This is a genomic window from Klebsiella sp. GW_Kp182, assembly GCF_040062275.1.
Classification (GTDB): domain Bacteria; phylum Pseudomonadota; class Gammaproteobacteria; order Enterobacterales; family Enterobacteriaceae; genus Klebsiella; species Klebsiella michiganensis.
Map to the genome: position 1 here is coordinate 15,547 of NZ_JBEAFQ010000044.1, position 25,888 is coordinate 41,434.

Genomic DNA, 25,888 nt, shown 5'->3' on the forward strand with positions numbered 1-25,888 from the left:
GCCCGGCGGCGCAGACCGCGGCCCGGGCAATAAACACTGGCTCACAGGCCGAATATCGCCTCAATTTCTATTTTGAGATCCGCAGAAAACAGGCGGCTGACTTCTACGAGCGAGCTGGCGGGTAGATGATCGCCGTAGTTCCGGTAAAGCACTTTGCGCAACTCGTCGATCTCATCAAAAGAAGTGATAAAGATCGTGACTTTGATAAGAGAGGAAAAATCGATGCCTTCGGCGCGGGCAACGGTTCGTATCTGCGTAAAAACCTCCTCCGCCTGTGCGCCAATACCGGCCTGCTGCGCACGGGTGCCAAACGCGGTGAGCCCTGAAATATAGAGCGTGTTCCCGTGCTTAACCGAATGAACGTAGGGCGCCTTGACCTCGCCCAGTTCAGGGTAATTTTTTCGTACCATCTGACCCATACACTCCTCCTTTATTTAACAAGAAACTGACTTGCCTCACTCGTTCGGCGGTCTTGTCGTCAGCCGCTAAACAGCGGCTGTTAAGGCTAATGGCGCGCGCTTTTCATGGCATCCTGCTTGCCCGGATTGCACGGCTCTTTTGTGCCTGGAAGATAAAATTTTCCGGACGAGTCAGGCTGCGTTCCGCCGGGGCAACCATCGCGTCCCGACGCGGTCGCGCTGCCATCAGAGCCATTGCCCCCATCCGAGTTATTCCCATTCCCACCGTCGCCGCCATTCCCGCCGTTAGCGGCATAGGCTGAGCATGCGCACAGCATGAAGAAACACACCAAAAAGCGTCTGACCATCACTATCCCCTGTCATCGGATTTAAATACTGACTGAAAGCCGATGAATTGTACGCGCTTCCAGAATCCGTTGAACGCATTTCTGCCGCATCGCCGGATAAGAAAAACCGTACGCAACGCGGCTGTCGTTGCGCTCAGGGACAGGACATGGAATAAGGGAGGAAAATCCTGGGACAGGCCGTCGTGATATCGCCAGCACGGCTTTCGCTATCGCGGGCGTAACGCTATAAATCGTTATTTATCGCACAGTATGACATGGGTGGCGGCAGGGCCTTTGTCATCTCTATGGAGTATGGCATATTCAACTTTCTGGCCTTCAAACAGGGTATTAAAATTATCACCACGCAGCGCCGAGCAATGGACCGAGATATCTTTACCGCCATCGAGAGGTGAAATGAAACCAAATCCCTTCGACTCATTATACCACTTGACCAGACCTTTAATTCTTGAGGACATACTGACTCCAGTTGCGCATCAGGTAATTGACAGAAAACGTGTCGGATTAAACGTATGGACTCAAAAGAAAGGGGGTATCAGCGATAGCGCCTGGTAATGAGAACGGGCCGGTAAAATTTTTAAGTGCATGCGTTTTTTCGGATTAATAATTTCATTAAGGCATGAATACCATTAATAAGCAAATGAAATTTTAGCCGTCCAGATACCCCGATGGGGATTAATAATGAGAAACGGCCTAAATTAATCGCGCTGCGACCGGTGATATGGCTTCACCGCCGTGTGAGCCTGTTCGGAAAAATAAAAAAACATTCTCTGCAGATTCATCCACGTCACCGTAACCAAAAATCGAGTTAACCCAATGAAATACTGAAAGTTATTATCATTACGTCATCAATAAGTCGCTGGTGAATCACTCCCCCCTCTTCCCGTATCACTCTCCGCCCCGGCAATATCAATTGAAATAAGTCTTGCTATCCGCGGTGAAGTATGTGACTAATGATTGGTCGGTTAAGTACACAGACATAATAAAGCGGTTCAGTAAAGCAGTCCTCATCTTAAGTGTTATCCGTTGATAATTCTTCCTTTTGAGTCTCCTTATCGTTATTAATTAGATTCTGTGCGAAACCTTTTCGCCGTAAGGCTCAGATATGTTGAGGTATTATCAATGTCTAATAAAATGACTGGTTTAGTAAAATGGTTTAATGAGTCGAAAGGCTTTGGTTTCATCACCCCGGACAACGGTAGCAAAGATGTGTTTGTACATTTTTCCGCTATCCAGGGCGGCGGTTTTAAAACCCTGAACGAAGGCCAGAAAGTCGAATTCACCATTGAAGATGGCCAGAAAGGCCCTTCTGCCGGTAACGTCTTCGCCATCTAAGCTGCGCTTTATTTGCTGGCGGTAGATTTCAGCTTCGCTGCCGATGATGGACTCACGCCAGTTAAAAAACCCTGACATCATGTCGGGGTTTTTTCGTTATATCGCGAGCCGTCAGGTAATAAAAAACAAGGCTGGCCTCAGAGTATTCCGTGCTGAATCAAAAAGCCCCACCACGGAATGCCGACAACCATATGCAGCAGAAACGTTAATAAAGCGATTATGGTCCCGGTTAACCACCAGGATTTAATATCGTTATAACCGGCGGCAAAGATAATCGGCCCGGCGGCACCGCCATAGTGCGTGATACAGCCCCCGTAAGAGTTAGAAAACAGGATGGCGAGCGCCAGCAGCGCAGGCGCCGTTCCGGTAACCAGTCCGACGGTGGCGAAGACGGGAACCATAGCCGCGACGTATGCACCGCCGGAGGCGAATAAATAGCGCACGACGATGCTTAAAAAAACAATAATCACAATGGTCGTGTTACCGGCGCCGAGGAAATCCAGATGCTCGGACATAAAGGCGGCAAGCCATTTAAAAAATCCCTCTTTGCTTAAGGTCGCACTCAGTCCAATAATGCCGCCGTACCAGATTAACGTATTCCAGCCGCCCTTATTTTGCAGCACATCATTCCAGCAAATGACATTCGTGAGCAAAGCGCCAGCCATGGCAATCACCGCAACGGAGGATTCATTCAGCCCCAGATAATGAGAAAATATCCAGCCGGAGAGTGCGGAGATAAAGACCACGATCAGCCCTTTCTCTTTCGAACTGACGGGCCCCAGGTCATTCAGGCCCGCAGTGGCTATTTTTACATTGTCTATTTCTTTTAATTGCGGGCGCACTATTTTGTAGGTGATATAAGGAATGACGGCTAACATCAATAGCCCAAGCGGTACCCCCGCCAGAGCCCACCCTACCCAGCTTATGCGGATATGAAAAATATCGGAAATTAACTGTAACGCTAAGGCATTTCCGGCAAACGCGGTCAAAAACATATAGCTGGTGGTTTTAGTCACCATATAGATATTCACCATCAGATAACGTCCGGCCTGACGCGGACTCTCTTTTGGCGTTGAACCTAACACCAGGGCAATGCTATTGATAATCGGGAATACGACGCCGCCGGCGCGTGCGGTGTTAGAGGGCGTCGCCGGTGACAGCATTAAATCCAACAGCGCCGTGACATACCCCAGCCGCAGGGTTGTCCCACCGAACTTTAAAATAAACCAGTACGCCAGACGTTTCCCTAATCCGGTGGTGACAAAAGCGGCGCTCAAAGTAAACGCGCTAAATACCAGCCATGTCGTTCCCGAGGAAAAACCGCTCAGTACATCCATTGACCTGACGGGGGAGTCATCAAATCGTGCCACCGTTAAGCACGACAAGCCTACCGCCGACAGCATGATAACCGGCTCAGGATAAGGCTTACTCACCAGCCCTATAATGGACGCCAGGTAGATACCGGCCAGTATCCAGGCTTCTTTCGTTAATCCCGCGGGGGGGGGAATGATGATTGCTAATATAATAATAAAAATAAGCACCGCTATTTTTATTAGCTTTGACTTCAACATGCTTCACCTCGGCTACAATCCGTGTCATTAAAAGCAGAAGCCTCTTTCTTCTGAAGCTTCCGCTGAACAAGTGAGCTATTCACCGTTATTGCTTAATGCAGTAAAGAATTAGCCAGCGAATGTTTTAATAATATTTTTTCCATCATTCGTTGACTGATACTCTGGCAGCCGATCGAAGTTCAGGTAACGATAAATATCGTCCCTTGTTGCTTTGATTTTATCCATGTGCCAGAAATATTGTTCAACGGTCGGCATTTTCCCTATCATCGCCGCCACGGCGCTCAGCTCCGCCGATGCTAAAAAAACGTTCGCATCGGTGCCCAGACGATTCGGGAAGTTACGAGTCGATGTTGAAACAACGGAACTGCCCTGACGTACCCGCGCCTGGTTCCCCGTACACAGCGAACAGCCGGCGGGTTCGATTCTGGCGCCCGTTTTTATAAACTGATTAAAGTAGCCTTCACTGGCAAGCTGACGCGCATCCATTTTCGTCGGCGGAGCCAGCCACAGCCGTACGGGTATCTCGCGGGCGTCGGCAATAATTTTACCGGCGGCGCGGAAATGGCCAATATTCGTCATGCAGGAGCCAATAAAGACCTCATCTATCGGCGTACGCGCGACTTCCGACAGCAGCCGGGCGTCATCCGGATCGTTCGGCGCACAGACGATGGGTTCGGTAATTTCCGTGAGATCGATCTCAATCACCGCGGCATATTCGGCGTTCTCATCGGCCACCAGCAGCGACGGATTCGCCAGCCACGCCTCAATTTCCGCAATTCGCCGCGCCAGCGTGTCGGCATTTTCATAACCCTGATTAATCATCCAGCGTAGCAATGTGGCATTGGAGCGCAGGTATTCCGCCACGTTCTCCTCTTCCAGACGCAGCACGCACGCCGCTGCGGAGCGTTCGGCCGAGGCGTCGGCCAGTTCAAAGGCCTGCTCCGCTTTCAGCATCCCGAGCCCTTCGATTTCCAGGATACGGCCGGAGAAAATATTGATCTTATTTTTTTTCTCCACCGTCAGTAATCCCTGCTTGCGGGCATAGAGCGGAATAGCGTGAACCAGATCGCGCAGGGTTATCCCCGGCTGCATCTCTCCCGTAAAACGGACCAGTACGGACTCCGGCATATCCAGCGGCATAATGCCCGTTGCCGCAGCAAAGGCCACCAGCCCGGAGCCCCCGGGAAAAGAGATGCCAAGCGGGAAACGGGTGTGCGAATCCGCCCCGGTCCCCACGGTATCAGGAATCAGCATACGGTTAAGCCAGGAGTGGATAATGCCATCACCCGGCTTCAGCGCCACGCCGTTTCGGCGGCTGATAAACTCGGGCAGCGTTTCATGCAGCTTCACATCAACCGGCTTGGGATAGGCCGAGGTATGGCAGAAAGACTGCATAACCAAATCAGCGGAAAAACTCAGGCAGGCCAGATCGGTAAGCTCATCGCGCGTCATTCCTCCGGTGGTATCCTGCGAACCGACGGTGGTGACTCGCGGCTCGCAGTACTGTCCTGGTCGGATCCCGGCAACGCCGCAGGCTCTCCCCACTATTTTCTGCGCCAGCGTAAAGCCGGCGGCGGAGGGTGCCGGCGCTTTCGGCCGGCGGAAAACGTCGGAGGGCGCAAGGTTCAGTGATTGCCGCGCTCTGGCCGTCAGGCTGCGGCCAATAATCAGCGGAATGCGCCCTCCGGCGCGCACTTCATCCAGCAGAACGTCCGTTTTCAGGGAAAATGAGGTGACAGGACGCTGGCTGTGGGCTTCGCAAATGTCCCCGCGATACGGATAGAGATCAATCAGCATTCCCGTGGATAGCGCGGAAACATCCATTTCAAGGGGCAGCGCGCCGGAATCTTCCAGGGTATTAAAAAAGATGGGCGCAATATTGCCGCCAAAAACAAAGCCGCCGCTTCGTTTATTCGGCACCCATGGAATATCGTTGCCAAGGTGCCATAAAATAGAGTTAGTGGCCGATTTTCGCGAAGAGCCGGTGCCGACGACATCGCCGACGTAGACCAGCGGGTAGCCCTCTTTCTTTAACTGCTCTAGCTGTCGTATCGGCCCACGGCTTCCCGGTTCATCCGGGCTGACGCCGTCGCGCGAATGACACAACATGGACAAGGCATGCAGAGGAATATCCGGACGTGACCATGCCTCGGGCGCAGGGGACAAATCATCAGTATTGGTTTCCCCCGTCACTTTGAATACTTTCAGCGTGATCTTCTCCGGCAGCGCCGGACGACGTAAAAACCATTCGGCGTCGGCCCATGACTGAATCACTTTTTGCGCCCAGGCATTTCCTTGTTTCGCCTTTTCTTCCACATCCTTAAATTTTTCAAAAATAAGCAGCGTGGCGCTTAATTGTTCCGCTGCGCTGCTGGCCCAGCGGGGATCGTCCAGTAAGTGAATGAGCGGTTGAACATTATAACCGCCCTGCATGGTGCCCAGCAGTTCAATAGCCTGCTGAGGCGCAATAATACTCGCCGGGTTTTCTTCTTTGATCTGCTGATAAAGAAAATCGGCTTTAATCTTCGCCGCCGGATCGACGCCCGGCGGCACGCGATGCGCTAACAGCTGTACAAGGGCATGTTTATCATCGCAGGTCTTGCTGGTCAGTAATGTAATTAATTCTTGCGTTTGCTCAGCGGTTAACGGCTTCGGTGGAATATTTTTTTCAGCGCGTTCGTCCACATGCTTATTATAAGCTTCTAACATATGCTCTCCGTTTCAGATGTTATTTATCTGAAGGTTGTTTATGTAATAGCGATATTCGGTTGGTAAAATTAACTTTTAATAAATTGCGGTAAGCCTTCACAAAATTCTGCTAACTGCTCCAGACCATAATTCCACTCCCCGAATCCGGACTCAGCATTAATATGCCCGGCGTCACCCAGATCGATTAACCGCCCTCCCCAGCATTGCGCCCAGTACTGCGCTCGCTTAAAGGTCATTAACGGATCGTTTCGGCTGGCAAACAGGAGGCTGGGCACCCGCAGCCTCTCGGGAAGTACCGCCTCGTCCAGTTCGAAGAGCGATGGCTCCGCAGGGGCAACCATGACGATACCTGCGATGTTCACCTTTTGCGTCTGAATCAGGCGACATGCGGCGAGCGCCCCAAAGCTGTGGCCGACCAGCACGGCCGGCCGCTGACAGGTAGCCAGCTCCCGACGGATAGCGGATACCCAGGCATCGATATCCGGCTCCAGCCAGTTCCGCTGGCTTATCCGCTTCCAAAAAGGAAAACGACGACTCCAACAGCTTTGCCAGTGATGCTCATCGCTATCTCGCAGGCCCGGCACCAGAATAATCGTCAACTTCTCGCTGAGCTGTTCCAGACGTTGGGTAGTCATAAAGCCTTCCTCTCCACGTTCAGTACCGCCCGTCAGGCCGGGTAATGGGAAAGTACCCAGCCAACGGCAAGGAGATCCGCGCTGCCGCCAGGGCTAATATTTCTGTCAATCAACGCCTTATCCATGTGTCTCAGCGCTTTTCTGAGCTTTTCACCCGCCAGGTGTTCTATCTTCAGAACGCGTTGCGCATAGCGCTGCACATACTGCAGGCCGCTCAGCCCGCCCCGGGACACCACATTGGTATCGGGGTTGAAGGCCATCAGGGCCAGCAGCATCCTGAGCAGCGCATCCTGCTCAGATAACCCCTCCCGCCGCGCTTTCTGCCACTGCGGCAGCCCAAACTGCCTGACGGTATAAAAGCCGTTCTCAGCCTCACCTCGCGCGCCGCTAAGCCCGAAGCGCTGAAAAATATGCTCGCCTTTGGTTTTAGCGAGGCCCTTTCTTTTCAGTTCCTGGCTAACCAGGCCCGCGCACATCGTGCGGGTTTCCTCGCACAGATTGCGCTGGCTAAGCATCTGGTTGCGCTTAACAAGACGCCCAGCGGCGGCGCACAGCAGGCCAAGGGAAAAAATGCCGCCTTTGTGGGTGTTTACTCCCCCCGTGGCGTTAAACATCGCCTGTTCGCAGGCCAGTCCTGTGGGCCTTATCGCCAATAGCGTCTGCGGGGCAGGCAAATCCGCCGTCGCCTTTCCCTGCGCAAAAAAGCGCGGAAACCAGGGCGAGACGGCGCGAATACTGGCCATAAACAGCGCGATGTTCATATCACGATGCGCACCATTGTTCTCGCCATCAACCAGCCCGGGCTTTGGCGTTAATCTCACTTCCCGATACATCGCCTCGGCAGCCAGCCAGGCGATGCTTTCCCGTTGCTCAGCCCGTTCAGCGTTGACCGCGAAAATAGTCATAGGCTAAATCCTCAATCACTTGCGCAAGTTCATTCTGAGAATGGCGGCGCATACGGGAACAGACGTGGGCAGCCTCATTGCAAATGAAGCATTTGCGCATCGGCTGTCGGATCGCGCTGCGCTTAATTAATCCGGATGTGGGACAAAAAACATCGATATCCCACAGACGCCCGAGAGGATGATGATCTTCAAGATGCGCCGTCACGTGCTTGATCATCCAGGCTGGCGCCGCTACGGACCAGAACGCTTCGGGCCCGGTGGGCTGAAAACGAACGTCGTGTCTGGAAACGCCCCAGCGATGTTTCCGCAGCAGCTGGCTGAACGCGTCCGTCGCCTCCGCCATAACCTGCCGGGCAAGCGGCGTATCTTTTACCTCTCCGGGCCAGACGAGCGTGGTGGATACCATTGGTTGTTCGAAGCGGCGCAGCCACGCCTGTTGTACACTCGCGCGCGCTTCTCTGGCTTTGAGGACTTCCTCAAGGGTGAGAGGGGCGCAGGAAGCGTTGGTTGTTTCGCCGATCATTCTTTCACCTGCCTTACCACATCAATGACGCTGCCATCGCGATAACGCACGACGCCGACAATGCGCGAGGTAAACTCAATAGGTTTCGGCTCGCCAGAAATTACCAGCGATGTCTGATAAAGCGCTTCGATGTCAACGACCGGCAAACCGGCCGCCGTCAGCCTCTCTTTGACTTCCGGACGGGCAGGATTCACGGCAATGCCGTGGTCGGTGACGAGCACGTCAATGCTCTCTCCCGGCGTTACGCGGGTCGTGACGTGCCTGACGACGGTGGGAATGCGGCTGCGGATCAGGGGCGCGACCACGATAGTTAAATTTGCCGCCGCCGCGACATCGCAATGTCCGCCCGATGCCCCGCGCATCACGCCGTCGGAGCCGGTCAGAACGTTGACGTTAAAATCCGTATCAATTTCCAGGGCGCTTAAGATGACGATATCCACGCGGTCGCAGCAGGCGGCTTTCGCCGCCGGGTTGGCGTAAACGCTGGTCGAGATTTCAACGTGGTGCGGATTTTTCGCCAGCGACTCCCCCGCCGCGCCATCAAAACTTTGTGTATCCAGCAGCTTAGTAATCAGCCCCTTTTCATGCAGATCGACAATACTGCCGGTAATGCCGCCTAAGGCAAAGCTGGCGACGATATTGTGTTTCCTCATGCGGGATTCCAGGAATCGCGTACAGGCGGTGGACGCCGCGCCCGATCCCGTTTGCAGAGAAAAGCCATCGCGAAAATAACCGGAATGCTCAATGACGTCCGCAGCAGACCGCGCGATCATCAGCTCTCGCGGATTGCTGGTCACGCGCGCGGCGCCAACGCTGATTTTCGCCGGGTCGCCTACGCTGTCGATTTTGACAATATAATCAACCTGATCCTGAATAATGCTGGCCGGCATATACGGAAACGGCTCAATGCTTTCCGTCAGCAAAACCACCTTGCGGGCATATTTTGCATCGACCATCGCGTAGCCAAGCGAGCCGCATCGGGATTTGCCGCCGCTGCCGCTGGCATTGCCATATTCGTCGCAGCAGGAGACCGCCAGGAACGCGACATCAATATTAATTTCACCCTTTTCAATCAGATTGACCCTGCCGCCGTGCGAGTGGATCTGTACCGGCTCCTCCATCAGGCCGTGTGAAATCGCATCCGCTAATTCACCGCGCATCCCGGAGGTATAGATTTTGCTAATAACGCCGTGTTTAATATGCTCGATCAGCGGCGCGTTGCAGGTCATCAGGGAACTTGACGCCAGCGTCAGCCCTCGCAGGCCTTTTTCCGCCAGCCTGGCCATAACGTAGTTAATCACTTGATCACCCTCGCGGAAGGCGTGATGAAATGAAACGGTCATCCCATCGCGTAAATCGCAGCGCGATAAAACTTCATCCAGCGTGTCAAAAAGTTTGCGCTGATATTTTTGCCGGGTATCCGCAAGATAGGGCGTATGGGTATTTGCGCCGGTAAATACCTCATACTGATGCTGGGCGCCGGATATATTATGAAGGGCTTCGGTTAATTGATTCATAGTTAAATCCTGTTGCTGGTGACTGAATGGAGATTATTGCCGGATGCCGGAGGCATTTTTACGTTCAATAACCACCCGGGCATGGTTGATGATCGGCGCGTCAATCATTTTGCCGTTCAGTGAAATCACCCCAAGTCCGCTACGCTCCCCTTCTTCGGCCGCGGCAATAACACGCTCCGCGTAATCAACTTCTTCCTGAGTGGGGGCATAGGCATTATGTAAGATCTCTATCTGCCGCGGATTAATAAGCGACTTACCGTTAAAGCCCATACGTTTAATCAAACCCACTTCTTTCAAAAAGCCGGCCTCGTCATTAATATCGGCATAGACCACGTCAAACGCATCAATACCTGCCCCGCGGGCCGCATGTAATACCGCGCAGCGCGCGTAAAACAGCTCGGTACCGTCGCCGCGTTCCGTTTGCATATCCATAACGTAATCAAACGCCGCCAGCGCAATCCCCATCAGGCGTTGAGAGGACCTGGCGATAGCGACGGCATTAATGACCCCCACCGCCGATTCAATCGCCGCCATCAGCTGCGTAGAGCCCACCGGGCGGCCGCAGCTCTCTTCAATACGCACAATTTCACGCTCAAGCTGGTAAATATCTTCCGGCGTATCGGTTTTGGGTAAACGGATAACATCGACGCCAGCGCGCACCGCCGCTTCCAGGTCTTTTAAGCCAAATGGCGTATTCAGCGGATTAATCCTGACAACGGTTTCAATATCTTTATACATAGGATGCTGTAGCGCATGGAACACCAGCAGCCGCGCGCTGTCTTTCTCTTTCAACGAGACCGCATCTTCCAGGTCAAACATGATTGAATCGGGTTTATAAATAAAGGCGGTTGAAAGCATAGCGGCGCTTGAACCCGGTAAAAAAAGCATGCTACGGCGTAATTTTTTCATCATAATTTTTCCCACACAATTTCGCTGCTGGCCGTTCCCCGTAAAATCGCCGCCTGCATTCTGGCGCGGATAACGCAGTCCAGCGCGCCCTTATCCTCAACAATAATTTGCCCCTGCGTAACGTTTAATGCGGAAAGTGTTTCATTAACCACCGCCGTAATCTGCTCACCAAATTGTTTGTACACTTCGCTGTTGATAGTAATATCGAGCCCATCATCGTAGGGGCTGACTTTGACAACCAGGTCGCTGGATTCCAGCGTCCCGGCGATTGCCGCATGTAATATTTTCATATAAATATCCTGAACAATGATTTATTAAGCATCAACCATATCTAAATCGGGCTGCTTAGATTGATTCGCTGATAACCATTTATATAAATAAGGTATCGTAGTTGCAGGCACCATACTTTTAACGGTGTGCATATCTTCGTGACTTAACAACTTCCTGACCGCAGAGGCGGAGATGGGAAGATTATTCATATCGGTCATCCGCTGAATCTCATTCACCTTGATACTGGCGGCAGGTATTGTCATCTCATCCTCCAGCCAGTGATGCATTGCGTCATTATATTGCGCGGTCACCTTACAGAAGGGTTCAGTACCAACAAAGCGCTGATTAATATTTAAAGCCGGTGCAATGTAACGGCGGAACATAAGCAAATCGATTGCGGCATACACCTCGTTAATAATTTGTTTTTCTTTGAGAAAGTAACCGGGGAATGTTCCTCGAGAAATAATATATTTTGAGCCAGGATGGACCGTAATATTAGGCAGATGCCGTGACCCCTCCTGAACCATGGCAAACCGTTGCCGAAAGGAAAACGTGGACAGATCTTCCTCAACGACAAAGACATGAAGCCAGTCGCACGCTTTTGCAGCCTGCTCAATCAGATACTGGTGCCCTAACGTAAAGGGATTTGCATTCATCACAATCCCGCCGATATTTCCGGCCGTCACCAAATGCTGGCCCCGCAGTTGGCGGCAGTAGCGATGGATGCCAACCGGCGAATTCTCCATCAGCGTCGCCCTGTTATCGAGGGTGACCAAAGGATAAAATCCGCATCCCTGGAATGACCGCACATTATCCGGACACGTCAGGAGAAAAAGCTGATGTTCGCCGTTCTGAACAGCCTGCAGCTCCGCTTCATGAATGATTTTCAGGCCTAACGCCGTCCCGCGCCACTCTCTGGCAACCGCAATGCATTTTAACGTATTCCCCGCAAGCCCGGCGCAGGCAACCAGCTGCCGCTGGCAGCGCGCGACAACAAATTGCTCAATGTCGCCGTCGATGCCTAATCCATTGTTCTTCAGAAAGAGAATAATTTCGTCTCTGAAGGTACCGTTGCTAGTTTCCACTTTCTCGAATTCTAGCGTTTGGTCGGTGTACATCTTGTTTCTCCTGCCCATACCTTAATGAGCGTCAAATAATCTTGTCTGAGCCCGCGGAGACGACGACATCTGCAATTCGTGCTGCGGTTTTGATTCGACAATCGTATTCATGAGATGCCCAATATTTTCAATTACCACCTCGACCCGATCGCCTTCGTGCATAAAGAGTGGGGGCGTTCTTTTTTTACCGACGCCGCCAGGGGAGCCGGTAATAATGACATCGCCGGCGCTGAGCGCCGTAAAAGTACTGATATAGCTAATCAGATCGGCAACTTTATGGATCATACTGCTCGTCGAATCATTCTGAACCATAATGCCGTTCAAATAGGTTTGAATAGACAAGCGGTGGGGATCGGGTATTTCATCAACGGTTGTCAGGCAGGGACCAAACGCGCCGGTCTGCCGCCAGTTTTTCCCGGCGGTAAACCAGGCATGCTGCCAGTCGCGCACCGATCCATCCATATAGCAGCTATAACCTGCAACATGGCTCAGGGCAGCGTCAGTATCGATATTCATACCCGGTTTGCCAATAATAACGGCCAGCTCACCTTCATAATCAAATTCATTGGATAGCGCGGGTTTTAATATCGGCGTTGCATGACCGGTTTGCGAGTCAGGAAAACGAATAAAGAGGGTCGGTGCATCGCTGGTTTCAGAAAACTCTTTTCTTTTTTCCGCATAGTTCATACCGACGCAGAAAATTTTCCCTGGATTTTCAATGACCGGTAAAAAAGTAATATCAGCCATCATGACATCGACCGGATAATTAACATATTGGCCGGCGATCTCAATAGCGCCCCACTGCAGTAAGTCCTTCAGCGTACGATATTGATGACCAATCTTGCCACCCAGGTCAATAATGCCTGTATCCGTCAAAATTCCATAACTCTTACGACCATGATGAACATAGCTTGCTAATTTCATGATGACACCTTACTAACATTGAATTTCTTTACTCACGCCACTGGAGATGACGTGAGTCATTCACTTCGCCACGAAGGGTTTAAGACTCAACCGGAACCATGGCTTTTGTTTCGCTGGAAGACAAATACGTTGCAACCACCGCCCCCACGGCCAGTAGCGCAATAATGAATCCCGTCATCCCCTGCCAGCCCATAGAGTGGAAAACAAAGCCGTTCACGAAACCAATCACTGAGCCGCCCATGTAGTAGAAGAACAGATACAGCGCGACGGCCTGGCCACGTGCATGCGTTGCATTTTTACTTACCCAGCTTAAGCCAATGGAGTGACAACCAAAGAAACAACCGGTAAAAATGACCGCGCCGATAATAAAGGTGACGACGTTAGACGTTAAAGTCAGCAGCATTCCCAGCGCCATCATCACAAACAGCGCGCGCAGGACTCTCATACTGCCGTATTTTGCGGAAAGTCGTCCCGCCTGAGGGGCGGTGAAAAAGCTTAAGGCAAAGCTAAAGGAGAGCAGGCCCGCATTCGCCGGAGAAATATGAAAGGGTTCGCCTTTCAGGAAGAAAGCCAGGTAGTTATAGAGAGAGGTGAATACCCCAAAGATGATGAAGCTAATCACAAAGGCTAACGCCAGCTTTTTATTTTTAAAGTGAGATGCCGCGCCTTTCACCACGCGAAGAACGTTGAGGTTTTGCGTTGGCTTAAAGTTCTGAGACGCCGGGAGTAAAAAGTAAACCAGCAAAGCCACCAAAATCAGGCTGATCGCAAAACCATAGAAAATGGTATTTATTGAGATATGGTCGATCAGCTGGCTGGCCACAATACGCCCGGACATCCCTCCCATCGAGTTACCAAAAACGAAGTATCCGGTGACCACCCCCGCCACCACCGGCGCGACCTCCTCGCTGATATAGGCGGTTGCGGCAGCAGCGATACCGCTGAGCGCCAGGCCAATAACCGCACGCAGGGCCACCAGCATCGCCCATGATTCGACCAGAGGACAGAGCATCGTCAGCAGTCCGCCAAGTAGCAGCGAAACGATAATTAATTTTTTTCTGCCGTAATGATCGGACAGCGTTCCGGTGAATAATAAACCGATAGCCAGAAGCGCCGTTTCTGCGGAGAGAATGATACTCACCTGACTCACCGGCACATCATATTCGACGGCGAGAACGGGTAACAGAGGTTGAATAAAAAAGAGTGAGGCTAATTCTGCAAGGCCGGATAGCGCCAGGGCCAGGATGATCCGAATATAATTACTGACCTTGACGGGAGCAGAATTAAGCTGATTATCTTTCGTATGGGTTATAGCCATAAAATCCTCGACATTATTTTTTTAGGTACAGAGTTATGTAGCAACTACACGCGAGAGGACATCAGTATTGCACCGCATTAATGATATAAAATATTTATAACTCCTCCGCTAAAACATATTCCGGGACGCAAACCGTGCCTTCAAATAATTTACGGGAGGTTCTAATCACTGCGGCACGCGTTTTCTCAATATCATCTCCCTCTTTAAGTAAAGATACGGAAATTTTTCCGCTCGGATGTTCAATATTAATAATATTGGTATACGGCGTCCTCGGCTGGTCGGCCACAATGTGATGGGCCACCGATCCTTCAATTATCGTGGCCGTGGATATGCCGATAGAGCCCGTAATAGCCAGTGATTTATGGCAGGTATGAGGCATAAAATAACGAACTCTGATGGTCCCGCCTGCGCCGGGCGCGCTCAGCAGAACCGGTTTAGGGATCACTTTATCGGCGACATCGCCCAGCCCCATTTTCGCACCTGCCTTGCGCCGGATCGTTTCCAGCTTATTCATAAACGCGCGATCGGCATCGAGGTCGGCCGGTGATTCGTCTCCCGTTTTGCCCATCCGCTCTGCCCTAATCAGCACCATCGGCATCGCCATATCAATGCAGGTGACTTCCACATCATCAATCACATCGACGATGTTACCGGTTGGCAGCAGCTTTCCCGTCTTGCATCCGGCGGAGTTAAGGAAAGTCAGGCCAATCGGCGCAGCGCAGCCGGGAACGCCATCAATGTGCGTATCACCTTCATAGTTGACATAAAAATTCGGCGTTTGTACTTCCGCATCAACCAGCGTACCGGTATTCAGGTTGCGGATTCGCACTGTCGTCACCGGACTTTGCGCCTTAACCAGGCCTTTTTCAATCGCGAAGGGCCCTACGGCACAGAGCATATTACCGCAGTTAGGCGTGGTATCGACGCGGCGCTCGTTGACCATCACCTGAACAAATAAATAGTCGACGTCAGCATCCGGACTGTCCGAGGGGCTAACAATCGCGACTTTACTGGTTTGGGGGCTGCCGCCGCCAATACCATCAATTTCAAGTTCGTGACCCGCGCCCATTAAGCCCAGCAGCACAGCATCGCGTTCTTCAATTTTTGTCGGTAAATCACTGGCCAGAAGCACCGGGCCTTTCGAAGTACCGCCACGCATCAGTACACAAGGAATCTTTAACATTATGTTTCTCGTTTCACGCATTGATAAGAGCAATGTCAGGATTCCACAGACGAATACATAATTCTAATGCCAATAAAACCATCGATTAATACGTTTTGCGTATAAATAGCAGTTAGGTTAGTGTGTTTGCATCGCGATAAAGTCTGGAGTGAAATCTCATGCTGCACGATCTTCAAGGTATACAAGCGTTTGTTAAAATTGCAGAAATTGGATGTTTCACAAGAGCATCACATTTTCTTCACACATCCCAACCGGCGTTAACCCGCCGGATTAAAAAACTTGAAGAGCAGCTGGGAGCTACGCTATTTGAACGGACAACCAGAAACATTAAACTCACGGCTGTAGGCAGAGAGTTTTTACCTAAGGCAAAGAATTTAATAGATTTTTATGAAAGCTCGATCCTGAGTATTAAAGAAATGGCCACCCATCAAAGCGGCGTTGTCACCCTGTCCTGCCTCCCCACCGCGGCGTTCTATTTCCTCCCTTCGGTCATCAGGGACTATAACAATCACTACCCCAATATCCGTATCCGCATCCTCGAGCATAGCGCCAGCGATTGTCTTGAAGCCGTCTTAAACGGTGACGCAGATTTCGGCATAAACATGATAAACATCACACATCCCAATATCGATTTCTCGCCGCTGGTCAATGAACCTTTCGTATTAGCCTGCCGACGGGACCACGAACTGGCGCAGAAATCGCTGATCTTGTGGGAAGACCTGGCCAACTTCAGGCTTATTGGCGTTAGACGTTCAAGCGGTAACCGCTCGCTGATCGATCAAGCGCTGGAGAATATGGACTGGAAGCCCAACTGGTTCTATGAAGTCAGGCATCTGTCGACGTCGCTGGGTATGGTAGAGGCAGGGCTTGGCGTGGCGGTGGTTCCCAGTCTGGCCATGCCGACCGATGAGCATCACATTCTTGTCAGCCGTCCGCTCGTTGAGCCGGTTATTCGCCGCACGCTCGGTCTCGTGCTGCGCAGAGAAACGGCGCTGAGCCCTGCAGCGGAAAAGTTCAGGGAGATGCTATTACAACTCTGGTCACAGGATACAAGCAGCCCGTGGATAGGGAAATTTACCCGGTAGAGCCGCTTTTATCTTCGGCACTCTAGCGCCTGACGCTGCGTGAGGGACGCGGCGATATCATTTTCAGGCCGGGGACGCGCTCGTCTGGCAATTATTGTCGCTCTTTTATAAGCCTGGCTGTCAGAAGTGATATTTTTAACGTCCCGGCAAACTATGACTCCCACCAGATCGGAATTTTTATATTCGGCGACGGAAATAAAGCACCTTAGAACAATAGCGCATTAAGTTATGAATAATATGTGCAACGCGCCGTAATTTAAGCGAAACCGGTTAGGTATCAGCAAATAACATTCGGGCATGAGTTAAACCAAAAAATAATAATGCACTGATAACAAACTCCGTTATCGTGTTCGCGTAATACGTTGTTTTTCAGAAATGACTTTCTCATCAGGGTAAAAATATGCCAACAAAAATTCATAAATTGCTGTTGTCGCTGGCGATCGCCGCCGCGCCTTTTTTCAGCCATGCCGAAGAGTCCACCTGGGATCATATTAAGCAATCGGGCGAACTGCGCATCGGCGTCGCGCAGGGAGAACCGTGGTATTTCAAAGATCCAGCCACCGGTCAGTGGAACGGCATTGGCTATAACGTGGGTAAAGTACTGGCAAAAGATTTAGGCGTAAAACTGGTGCCGGTGGAGACCACCTGGGGAAATGCGGTCGCCGCGCTGCAGGCCGGGCAGATTGATACCATGCTGGTGCTGGACCCCACCGATGAACGCCGCAAAGCCGCCGACTTTTCCGACCAGCCCTTCCTCTGGTATGCGCAGGGGGTCCTGATCCGCGACGGCGTGAAGGCCGAGAGCTGGGAAGATCTCAATCGCCCGGATATTAAGATTGGCGTCACGCTCGGCAGCAGCCCGGACCTGATACTGACCAAAAAATTACCCAAAGTGCAGCTGGTGCGCTTTACCAATATGGATGAAGGCGTCGCAGCCTTCTACGCCGGACGCGTCGACGCCCTCTCGTACGTCCACCCGGCGCTGGCTCTGCAGCAGGCAAAAGTGCACAAAGGCAACCTGATTCTGCCAAAACCGATTATTGCCATCAGCACCGGCGGCGCGCTGCGCAAAGAGAGCGATCCCCGCTTCCGCAACTTTCTGAATGAAGAGTTTGCCAAAATTTACCAGTCGGGACAGAGCAAACAGTTTTATGAAGACGCCCTTAAGCTACGCGGTGTGGATATCAGCAAAGTGCCCTCGGTGATTAAAGAAGAGTGGAAATAAGCGACTACTCTCCTGGCGCGGACAGAAGCGGCGAGATTGCCGCGCCAATGTCCGCGCAGCGTTCCATATCCAGCAGAGCGTCAATCAGCCGCGCTGCCCGCGGCGCGCTGAGGCGTGATGACAGGTTGGCCTCGCATTTATCCACGATCCGCTGTTCCGGCAGCGGATTTTCTGCACACCCCGGCGGGAAGTCGATACGCTCTCCGGCGATCGTCCTTCCCTTTACCACAATGTCCACGCGCGCGGCGGGACGGCGATGCTGCAGCATCAGCTGTTCAAAGGTCTCATCGGCGATGATTTCAACCCGGTCAGCGAAGGCAAGGAGTGGCGCCGCACCGCGCGTCCGATCGCTGCTCCACTGATGACGCGCGATTTTAAACGCCAGGCAGGCTATCGCCAGCGGCAGACTGAACTGCGCATCGGTATTGCTGACGGGACGCGCGTCGGCGAAAAAACGCGCCAGGGTAAAACTACCGTAAACGCGAATCCGCTCAATCGACTCTGGCGACGGAATACGGTCCAGCAGACGCTCAAACGACGCCAGCGCCGTATGCATCCAGCGGCATACCGGATAGTCTTTGAAACTGGCGTGCCTGAGCTGCCAGTGCCTCGCCAGATGCTCCGTCAGCCGTTCTGGCTGAAAACGGTCGGAGCCTGACATCCGCCAGAATCCCTGTTCACCATCGAGTATCTCGCGCGGCCCCACTATCCCCGCGAGGTGTAGCTCCACCGCGCGTACGCCGGCCTCTGCCGCCGGCGCGTTGTAATCCTTAAACGAAACCAGTGGACGCGCCTGCCAGTTGTATTTATGCAACGTGGGCAAAGGGGTTAACGAGGCGGCCAGTCCCAGGCTATTTTCCAGCCCCGCGGCATCGCAGCCGCGCAGTAAACCATACGCCACCGCCGCCCCCAGCGATTCGTGCTGGCACACGCCGTACACTTGTTGAAACCGTTCAGGACTCGGCTGCTGAGAGATAATCACGCGGCTGTTGATTTCCCAGGCCGCCACCAGAGAGGTCAGCAACGCCCCGCCGCTGACCGGCCCGCCCTGGCCCACCGCGGCCAGCGCCCCGGCCACCAGCGTGGCGCCGGGATGCCCCATCCCCCGCCCGGCGACTTCAAAACCATCGTCATAATCCAGCGCGTTTATCGCAGCGGCGTTGAGGAACGCGGCGCCGCTGGCGGAGAGCGGAGTTCCACCGTCGAGCACCGCGCTTTTGCCGGTCGCGTACTGGCTACGAATAACCCGCGCGCTTTTCCGCAGCACGCTGTCTTCGCAGCCGGCAACGCCGCAGCCCAGGCTATCGATAAAATGCAGAGCGATCCTGGCTTTCACCGACGCCGGTATCGCAGCCGGGGTAAGTTCGCCGGCAAAACGCGCCAGCGTAGCGGTTAAGGAATCAGAGTTTGGCATTGCTTTCTCGCGTAAATATTTATAACCAAAAGAGATAATAGCAATGGTTTTTATTATTTAATTATCACATTTCGCTACTGCTAAGATGATGTCGTTCTAAAACCATCACCATCGTTTTGCGTTTTTCAGGGGTTCCAGAACTATGTCGTATCAATGGGATTTTGCCGCCATCTGGCCATATCGCATGCTGTTGCTGGAGGGGCTGTGGGGTACCATTCAGATCGGCGTCACCAGTATTTTATTCGGCATGCTGGCCGGCATTGCGCTGGCGTTGATGAAGGCCTCGCCGCTAACGTTCTTCCGTCTTCCGGCGCTGATACTGATCGGCTTTTATCGTAATACTCCCGCTATCGTCCACTTCTTCTGGATCTACTACGCTCTGCCAGTCGTCAGCCCGCTGACGCTCTCGCCGTTTGCTGCCGCGGTACTGGCGCTCTCCGCCCAGTCGGCCGCGTTTTATGCCGAAGTTTACCGCGGCGGCATCCAGTCGATCGGCGCCGGACAATGGGAAGGCGCGAAGGCGTTGGGCATGTCGCGCGCCACCGCGCTCCGCCGGGTCATTTTCCCTCAGGCGCTGCGCAGAATGATTCCTCCTTTCCTTGAGCGTTCTTTCGAACTGCTCAAATCCACCGCCCTTGCTTCGTCTCTGGCGTACAGCGAGCTGCTGTATCAGGCGATGCAAATCAACAGTCAGACTTACCGGCCCCTGGAAGTGTATTCGCTTATTGCGGTGATGTACTTCACCCTGCTGCTGATTATCAGCCAGGGCAGCCAGCTGCTTGAACGACGCCTTGCCGTCTCCGACTCACGTTAACGAGAGAACAACCATGCATTATCAGTGGGACTTTTCCCTTGTCTGGCAAAACTTGCCGGTACTGCTGAAGGGACTGGGCGTTACGCTGGAGCTATGGCTGCTGGCGGGAATTGTCGGCACGCTGATCGGGCTTGCCGTTGGCGTCGTCCGTGCCCGCGGGCCGCGCTATTTTTATCCCCTTACCAGCGCCTTTGTCGAGGTGTTCCGCAATACGCCGGTGCTTATCCAGCTCATCTGGTTCTACTATGCCTTTCCGGTGCTGGTGGGCATTCAGTTTTCCACTTTTGGCGCCGCCGCGCTGGCGTTAACCCTGTATACCGCCGCCTACAGCACCGAGATTTTTCGCGCCGGGCTACAGTCCATCGAACGCGGGCAGTGGGAAGGGGCAAAAGCCTTAGGCATGCCGCCGGGCGTGATGCTGCGGCGTATTATCCTGCCGCAGGTATTTCGCCGTATGTTGCCAGCCCTGACAAACCGCATGATTGAACTGGCGAAGGTGACCTCCCTGGCCTCGATTCTCACGGTTAACGAACTGATGTATCAGGGCAGGCTGCTAAGCAGTACCTGGTATCGCCCGGTGGAGATTTTCACCGTCGTCGCCCTGCTCTATTTTGTGCTGATCTGGCCCGGAAGTTACCTGGCGGCACGTCTGGAGCGCCGCTACCGTCCACATCCTTAATATGATGAGAAAGGCCATGTCAGAGAAAAAAGTCGTCATGCGGATACGCGCCCTGCACAAACGCTTTGGTGCGCAAAGCGTGTTACAGGGCATCGATTTAGATATCTATGCCGGTGAGAAAATCGCCATCATTGGCGGCAGTGGCTCGGGTAAGAGCACCCTGCTGCGCTGTCTGAACTTTATGGAAATACCCAGCGCTGGCACCGTAGAACTGGACGGCGTTACCCTCGGTAAAATCGACAGCCGCGGTCAGCGGCGCTATAGCGAAAAACAGCTGAGCGATGTTCGCCAGCGCGTGGGGATGGTGTTTCAGCAATTTAATCTCTTCCCGCATCTCACGGTGCTGCAAAATGTCAGCGAAGCCCTGATATCGGTGAAAAAGATGCGTCGCGAAGAGGCGATGCGCATTGCCCACGCGCAGCTGGAAAAAGTGGGGCTCGGCCATAAGCACCAGGCCTGGCCCGGCAGCCTGTCCGGCGGTCAACAGCAGCGCGTCGCTATTGCTCGCGCCCTGGCAATGGCGCCAGAGATAATATTATTCGATGAGCCCACCTCGTCCCTCGACCCTGAACTCGTGGGGGAAGTGCTGCATACCATCCGTGAACTGGCAGATGAGGGGCGGACGCTGCTGCTGGTCACTCATGAGCTGGGCTTTGCCTGGCATTTCGCCGATCGGGTGATTTTTATCGAAAACGGCGTGATTCATGAAATGGGCACCCCGGAAGAGGTGCTGCGCCATCCGCGCCAACCGCGCACCCAGGCCTTCCTTTCCCGTTTCGCTGAACGGGCATTTTAACCGCAAGGAAACATGATGAGTTTAGCTCTCTCCGCTCAAAGCAGTCAGGCGTACCTGCAGGATACGCGCAACGACAATGTGCAGGTGTACGTCAACGGCGAATTCGTTCACCGCGATCGCGCCACGGTTTCCGTTTTCGATTCCGGCTACGTCTGCGGCGACGGGGTCTGGGAGGGGCTGCGGCTGGTGAACGGCAAGCTGATCGCCCTTCAGGCGCATCTCGATCGCCTGTTTGCCGGGGCGGCCGCTATCCAGCTCAATATCGGCCATAGTCGTGAGGAGCTAACCAATATTATGTACAGCACGCTGAAGATCAACGGTATGACGGACGGCGCCCATCTGCGGCTCATGATCACCCGCGGCAAAAAGCGCACGCCAAATCAGGACCCGCGCTTTATCCTCGGCGGCGCCACTATCGTCTGCGTGGCGGAATATAAGGTTGTGGATGAACAGGCCAAACGGCGCGGCCTTGCCCTGTTCACCTCGACCTATCGTACCAGCGCGCCGGATGTTTTCGATTTGCGTCTTAATTCCCACAGCCGCCTGAATTTGATCCAGGCGCTATTGCAGGCGCTGGACGCCGGCGCAGATGAAGCGCTGATGCTGGACCCTCATGGGTTTGTCGCCAGCTGCAATTCCACCAACTTTTTTATCGTACGCCAGGGCGAGCTGTGGACCTCAAACGGCCTGTACTGCTTTAACGGTATTACCCGCCACACGATCTTGTCACTGGCGCGCCAGCAGGGCCTCGGCGTGCAGGAAAGATCCTTTACCCTTGCCGAAGCCTTCACTGCGGACGAAGCTTTTGTCACCGGAACGCTGGCAGGTATTACCCCGGTAAACAGGCTCGACGGCAGGCGCTTCGACCTCAACGAAAATCCGGTGACCCAACGTATCAGCGGCTGGTATCAGGACTATTTACAGCAGGCGGAGTCGCCACCCGCCGACTATCGCCGGACGAAAAAAAACCCGCAGAGATAGCGCGGGTTGATTCAAATGCAAATCCATTGACTGCAAATAACATCACAATAACCAGGCGTTATTTTATGATGTGCATCACAAAAACATCACCCCCTGTTCGGGGGGGATGCTGACTTCTCCCGGGCCTCTCGTTATCCTCCCCGCGCGCAGCGTGGAGGGCTAAGGGCATAACGTGGCGGCCCAGCGCAGCTCTGATTCGCGCAGCGCAAAGATCGCCTGAGGGATTTTTGCTTTTTTTGCAGCCGGATGTAAGAATCGACAACAATTTTTATGGGTCAACGCGTTCACTGATGCCGCTCACCGCAGGGGCTGGGATATCGGCCATCGGGATGACATTGCGCATACGTCGTTGCAGCGTGCCGCCCGCCATATCAAATGAATGACTGCTCGCTACCAGAAACCCTCTGTATTACTTCATTCCACGGGAAACAGTATGAAGCCAAAACAAGCGGAAATTATCCGCCAGTCAATGTCTCTGTTTAACAAAGAGGGGTATCAGTCGCCGAGTATTGACCGGATATCGGAGAATGCGGGCATCTCCAAAATGACCTTCTACCGCTACTATGCGGATAAAGAGGCGCTCATTCTTGATATTTTACAGCAGAAAGAGAGTGAGTTTATGCAGGCGCTGCAGGAGATTACCGCCGATAAACCTTCGGGCCGCGAGAAGCTGTTTGCCGTCTTCGAATATTACAATAACTGGTTCACCTGTGAGGATTTCCACGGCTGCATGTTCACCCGCGCCCTGTTTGAATATGGAACCTCGTCTTCCGCTATCCGGGCGACATGCTCACGGTTTAAATCGCGCCTCTACCAGTTTTTCCGCGACATTCTTACCCTGCTGTTAAAACCGGAACCTGCGGAACGGGTGGCGATGATGATGCTCATGCTGATTGACGGCGCCATTGCCGCTCAGCAGGCGGAGTCCTCGGAATGCCGGGAGATCCCTCCCGGAATAACGGCCTGGAGCGCGGCAAAAGCGCTTATTTATTCAGAGGGCGGCACCCTCTGACTCGCGTTCAACAACGGTACGTAACGCCTCCAGCAGACAATCGTAGTAATCGCAGCAGGTCTGAAGACGCAGCGCTGCGCCAACGTAGACCTCCTCCAGCGCAGCCGGGTTTTTATTGCCGATCGGAACGATAACGTTATTCAGCCACCCATCGGCGTGACCGATATCAACCTCGATATGTTCCGCGTAATAATGCACGTCGCGATCCGTAAGGCCAATGCGACGGCACCCGGTCACGAGCTTCTGGTACTGCGGCGGGTCCAGCAGTTCCGTCATCGCCATCACGCCGAGCGATTTGTAGTAATGCTGACGGTTAACGCCGCCCAGCATGAACGCGTTATACCCGGCGAGCCCCTGCCAGTCATACAGATGGGCGAAATGGTTTTCAGGTAGCGCAATATCTCTGCGCTTCAGCAAATCCTTATACAAATTAACGTGCGTAAACTCCTGGCTGCCCTGGCCTATTTCATCCCAAAGGTTCTGGGCAATTTCTGCACGCGTTTCTGGCAGAGAGCCGACCAGCCCCATCGCGACCAGATCGAAAAACAGCAGATTGAGCGCGCTATCGCTTTTGAAGAAATAGTCTATTTGCGTAGCAGAGGCGGAAGAGGAGAGGAAATCAAAGAGGGGATGGTGCGAAGCCGGATGTTTCTGACATAAATGACGGAGTTCCTCAACGATATTCCCGGCGTCAAGCGCGGGTATCGGGAAACTGAAACGTTTTTTTTCCACCCGGAGCCATTCTGATTCGATGTAGCTTCTGATCCCGCAGAGTAATGGATGAAACTGGTTTTTTGCCGCCGCCGATAGCGGCTCCGCCAGCCACGCCTGGTAGAGTTTAAACAGCGCGCTGTGGGCACGTTTTTTCGCTTGCGGATCGTTGGCGGTAAAAGCCTTAGTACAGGTATTTTCGGTCAGGTACCAGGCTCTGTCCGCCAGTAGCGGATTGGCCGTCAGTTTCAGTGAAAGCGCGTTGCTGTGAAGAAGCTGGTCAATCATGTCATCCAGAGAGAGCCTGGCCATTGCGGAATGTTGTTCGTTCCCGGTGAAACCATTTTCTGTCTTACGCATTGATTTATCCCTGTATAATGCATGGTATGTATACGTTATCGTACAGACAAATATGCTGCAATCAGATTTTTTGCACACAGGTAACTAATTTTTAAACGCATGATTTAAAATAAAAAAATAATAAAATCCTCCAATAACCATAAAATTTAATTGATATATTAAAAAAAATAAAGTTACCATTTAGTACAGTTCTAAGCGATGCAAGGAATGAGCATGCCTTACCTGTTACTCACGCTGGCGGCCCTGTTTTGGGGAGGGAATTATGTCGTAGGGCATATTCTCGTTCAGGGCGCGGATCCGATTCTCATGACCGAAGCGAGATGGGCGTTGACCGCACTACTGCTGGTATTGCTGTATCAGCGGCAAATCCGCGACAGTCGGCCGTTGTTCCGCCAGAATGGCGCAACGCTGCTGGTTCTAACGCTGTGTGGACAGGTGAGCTTTCCCTTAACCCTCTATATTGGTCTGCAGTCGACGTCTGCGCTGAACGCAGCGATTTACATGTCTGCGACCCCCTGTATGGTGCTGATGATTAATCGCCTGATTTTCCATGACCGGGTATCGGCGCGGAACTGGTGGGGCGTGATCTTTAGTACCGCAGGGGTGCTGCTGCTCCTGCTGCATGGCAACCTGAGCAACGCAGAGGGGCTAAAAGGGTTTAGCCAGGGCGATCTGTGGGCAATGGGCTCGGCGCTAAGCTGGGCAGTATACTGCTCGCTGTTGCGTAACAAAGATCGTCGTATCCCCGCCAATGCTTTCGTCGCCGTCAGTTCGCTTCTTGGTGCCCTTATTCTGCTTCCGGTGGTGATTTTCTGGCTGTGGCTGCACCCCGCCACCTCATTCGCCGCCTACCACGATATCGCTTTCCTTACTGGACTGGCGTATCTGGTGATTTTCCCCTCGTGGCTGGCCTACCTGTTCTGGAATAAAGGCATCGCGGCTATTGGCGCGACTCGCGGTGAGATTTATACCCATATTATTCCGCTTTCCGGCGGCATATTAAGCATTGTGTTTTTACATACCCAGCCGCATCTCTATCATTTACTGAGCTCGCTATTAATTTTGACCGGAATCGCGATTTGCTCAGTCGCTAAAAAAGCAGCGGCGTATTCATAAATAATAATCTAACGT

The 25,888-nt window shown here is 53.0% G+C and carries 24 protein-coding genes and 1 pseudogene; 9 read left to right on the forward strand and 16 right to left on the reverse strand.

Annotated elements, in window-relative coordinates:
* Window positions 1–41: 41 nt before the first annotated feature.
* Entirely contained in the window at window positions 42–419 is a 378-nt protein-coding gene (locus ABLU88_RS19065) for a RidA family protein (protein WP_048263131.1), read from the reverse strand.
* Between the two features lie 580 nt (window positions 420–999).
* Window positions 1,000–1,221, reverse strand: a complete 222-nt coding sequence (locus ABLU88_RS19070; RefSeq protein WP_004849645.1) for a cold-shock protein — start codon at window positions 1,219–1,221, stop codon at window positions 1,000–1,002.
* A gap of 664 nt (window positions 1,222–1,885) precedes the next feature.
* Between ABLU88_RS19070 and ABLU88_RS19075 the strand changes: the two genes are divergently transcribed.
* Window positions 1,886–2,098 carry a cold-shock protein gene (locus ABLU88_RS19075; RefSeq protein WP_004849644.1) on the forward strand — a complete coding sequence of 71 codons (213 nt, stop codon included), beginning with the start codon at window positions 1,886–1,888 and terminating at the stop codon, window positions 2,096–2,098.
* Between the two features lie 137 nt (window positions 2,099–2,235).
* Here ABLU88_RS19075 and ABLU88_RS19080 read toward each other — a convergent pair whose 3' ends face one another.
* The 12 genes from ABLU88_RS19080 to ABLU88_RS19135 form a co-directional block, all read right to left on the reverse strand.
* Window positions 2,236–3,669, reverse strand: a complete 1,434-nt coding sequence (locus ABLU88_RS19080; RefSeq protein WP_049080260.1) for an anion permease — start codon at window positions 3,667–3,669, stop codon at window positions 2,236–2,238.
* Between the two features lie 108 nt (window positions 3,670–3,777).
* On the reverse strand, window positions 3,778–6,378 hold the full coding sequence (acnB, locus tag ABLU88_RS19085) for a bifunctional aconitate hydratase 2/2-methylisocitrate dehydratase (RefSeq protein WP_348837596.1): 2,601 nt from the start codon (window positions 6,376–6,378) through the stop codon (window positions 3,778–3,780).
* A 68-nt stretch (window positions 6,379–6,446) separates the two neighbouring features.
* Window positions 6,447–7,013 carry an alpha/beta hydrolase gene (locus ABLU88_RS19090; protein WP_014838027.1) on the reverse strand — a complete coding sequence of 189 codons (567 nt, stop codon included), beginning with the start codon at window positions 7,011–7,013 and terminating at the stop codon, window positions 6,447–6,449.
* 32 nt (window positions 7,014–7,045) lie between these two features.
* Window positions 7,046–7,918: a triphosphoribosyl-dephospho-CoA synthase CitG gene (citG, locus tag ABLU88_RS19095; RefSeq protein ID WP_348837599.1), complete on the reverse strand. Its 873-nt coding sequence runs from the start codon at window positions 7,916–7,918 to the stop codon at window positions 7,046–7,048.
* Window positions 7,893–8,441, reverse strand: coding sequence for a citrate lyase holo-[acyl-carrier protein] synthase (citX, locus tag ABLU88_RS19100; RefSeq protein ID WP_014228731.1), 549 nt, complete (start codon window positions 8,439–8,441; stop codon window positions 7,893–7,895). The genes citG and citX overlap by 26 nt, the downstream gene beginning before the upstream one ends.
* A complete protein-coding gene (gene citF / locus ABLU88_RS19105; RefSeq protein WP_032749691.1) occupies window positions 8,438–9,958 on the reverse strand; it encodes a citrate lyase subunit alpha in 1,521 nt (506 codons plus the stop codon). The genes citX and citF overlap by 4 nt, the downstream gene beginning before the upstream one ends.
* A gap of 33 nt (window positions 9,959–9,991) precedes the next feature.
* Window positions 9,992–10,867, reverse strand: coding sequence for a citrate (pro-3S)-lyase subunit beta (gene citE / locus ABLU88_RS19110; protein WP_348837644.1), 876 nt, complete (start codon window positions 10,865–10,867; stop codon window positions 9,992–9,994).
* Window positions 10,867–11,157 (reverse strand): citrate lyase acyl carrier protein, encoded by a 291-nt coding sequence (citD, locus tag ABLU88_RS19115; protein ID WP_032749693.1) that lies wholly within the window; start codon window positions 11,155–11,157, stop codon window positions 10,867–10,869. The genes citE and citD overlap by 1 nt, the downstream gene beginning before the upstream one ends.
* A gap of 24 nt (window positions 11,158–11,181) precedes the next feature.
* Window positions 11,182–12,255, reverse strand: coding sequence for a [citrate (pro-3S)-lyase] ligase (gene citC, locus ABLU88_RS19120; protein ID WP_049080255.1), 1,074 nt, complete (start codon window positions 12,253–12,255; stop codon window positions 11,182–11,184).
* Window positions 12,256–12,276: 21 nt separating this feature from the next.
* Window positions 12,277–13,179: a fumarylacetoacetate hydrolase family protein gene (locus ABLU88_RS19125; protein WP_032749698.1), complete on the reverse strand. Its 903-nt coding sequence runs from the start codon at window positions 13,177–13,179 to the stop codon at window positions 12,277–12,279.
* A 79-nt stretch (window positions 13,180–13,258) separates the two neighbouring features.
* Window positions 13,259–14,497: an MFS transporter gene (locus tag ABLU88_RS19130; protein WP_004849622.1), complete on the reverse strand. Its 1,239-nt coding sequence runs from the start codon at window positions 14,495–14,497 to the stop codon at window positions 13,259–13,261.
* Between the two features lie 94 nt (window positions 14,498–14,591).
* Window positions 14,592–15,680: a 4-oxalomesaconate tautomerase gene (locus tag ABLU88_RS19135; RefSeq protein WP_033836551.1), complete on the reverse strand. Its 1,089-nt coding sequence runs from the start codon at window positions 15,678–15,680 to the stop codon at window positions 14,592–14,594.
* A 158-nt stretch (window positions 15,681–15,838) separates the two neighbouring features.
* Between ABLU88_RS19135 and ABLU88_RS19140 the strand changes: the two genes are divergently transcribed.
* Window positions 15,839–16,765 (forward strand): LysR family transcriptional regulator, encoded by a 927-nt coding sequence (locus ABLU88_RS19140; RefSeq protein ID WP_004131117.1) that lies wholly within the window; start codon window positions 15,839–15,841, stop codon window positions 16,763–16,765.
* A gap of 400 nt (window positions 16,766–17,165) precedes the next feature.
* Window positions 17,166–17,990 carry a transporter substrate-binding domain-containing protein gene (locus tag ABLU88_RS19145; RefSeq protein WP_024359628.1) on the forward strand — a complete coding sequence of 275 codons (825 nt, stop codon included), beginning with the start codon at window positions 17,166–17,168 and terminating at the stop codon, window positions 17,988–17,990.
* 4 nt (window positions 17,991–17,994) lie between these two features.
* On the opposite strand, the gene ABLU88_RS19150 is transcribed toward ABLU88_RS19145, so the two are convergent.
* Window positions 17,995–19,404, reverse strand: coding sequence for an MmgE/PrpD family protein (locus ABLU88_RS19150; RefSeq protein WP_348837605.1), 1,410 nt, complete (start codon window positions 19,402–19,404; stop codon window positions 17,995–17,997).
* A gap of 142 nt (window positions 19,405–19,546) precedes the next feature.
* On the opposite strand from ABLU88_RS19150, the gene ABLU88_RS19155 reads away from it, so the two are divergent.
* The 5 genes from ABLU88_RS19155 to ABLU88_RS19175 all read left to right on the forward strand — a co-directional run bounded on the left by ABLU88_RS19155 (window position 19,547) and on the right by ABLU88_RS19175 (window position 23,686).
* The gene (locus ABLU88_RS19155) at window positions 19,547–20,218 is read left to right on the forward strand and encodes an amino acid ABC transporter permease (protein ID WP_025106197.1); all 672 of its coding nucleotides are present in this window, start codon (window positions 19,547–19,549) and stop codon (window positions 20,216–20,218) included.
* 13 nt (window positions 20,219–20,231) lie between these two features.
* A complete protein-coding gene (locus ABLU88_RS19160) occupies window positions 20,232–20,897 on the forward strand; it encodes an amino acid ABC transporter permease (RefSeq protein WP_014228720.1) in 666 nt (221 codons plus the stop codon).
* A 16-nt stretch (window positions 20,898–20,913) separates the two neighbouring features.
* Entirely contained in the window at window positions 20,914–21,693 is a 780-nt protein-coding gene (locus ABLU88_RS19165) for an amino acid ABC transporter ATP-binding protein (protein ID WP_014228719.1), read from the forward strand.
* Between the two features lie 15 nt (window positions 21,694–21,708).
* On the forward strand, window positions 21,709–22,674 hold the full coding sequence (locus ABLU88_RS19170) for an aminotransferase class IV (RefSeq protein ID WP_348837646.1): 966 nt from the start codon (window positions 21,709–21,711) through the stop codon (window positions 22,672–22,674).
* 433 nt (window positions 22,675–23,107) lie between these two features.
* The gene (locus tag ABLU88_RS19175; protein ID WP_004849617.1) at window positions 23,108–23,686 is read left to right on the forward strand and encodes a TetR/AcrR family transcriptional regulator; all 579 of its coding nucleotides are present in this window, start codon (window positions 23,108–23,110) and stop codon (window positions 23,684–23,686) included.
* On the opposite strand, the pseudogene ABLU88_RS19180 reads toward ABLU88_RS19175, so the two are convergent.
* Window positions 23,662–24,757 (reverse strand): annotated as a pseudogene (locus ABLU88_RS19180) (iron-containing redox enzyme family protein). The gene ABLU88_RS19175 and the pseudogene ABLU88_RS19180 overlap by 25 nt on opposite strands.
* 213 nt (window positions 24,758–24,970) lie before the next feature.
* Here ABLU88_RS19180 and ABLU88_RS19185 point away from each other — a divergent pair.
* Window positions 24,971–25,873, forward strand: a complete 903-nt coding sequence (locus ABLU88_RS19185) for a DMT family transporter (RefSeq protein ID WP_103815028.1) — start codon at window positions 24,971–24,973, stop codon at window positions 25,871–25,873.
* Window positions 25,874–25,888 lie beyond the last annotated feature (15 nt).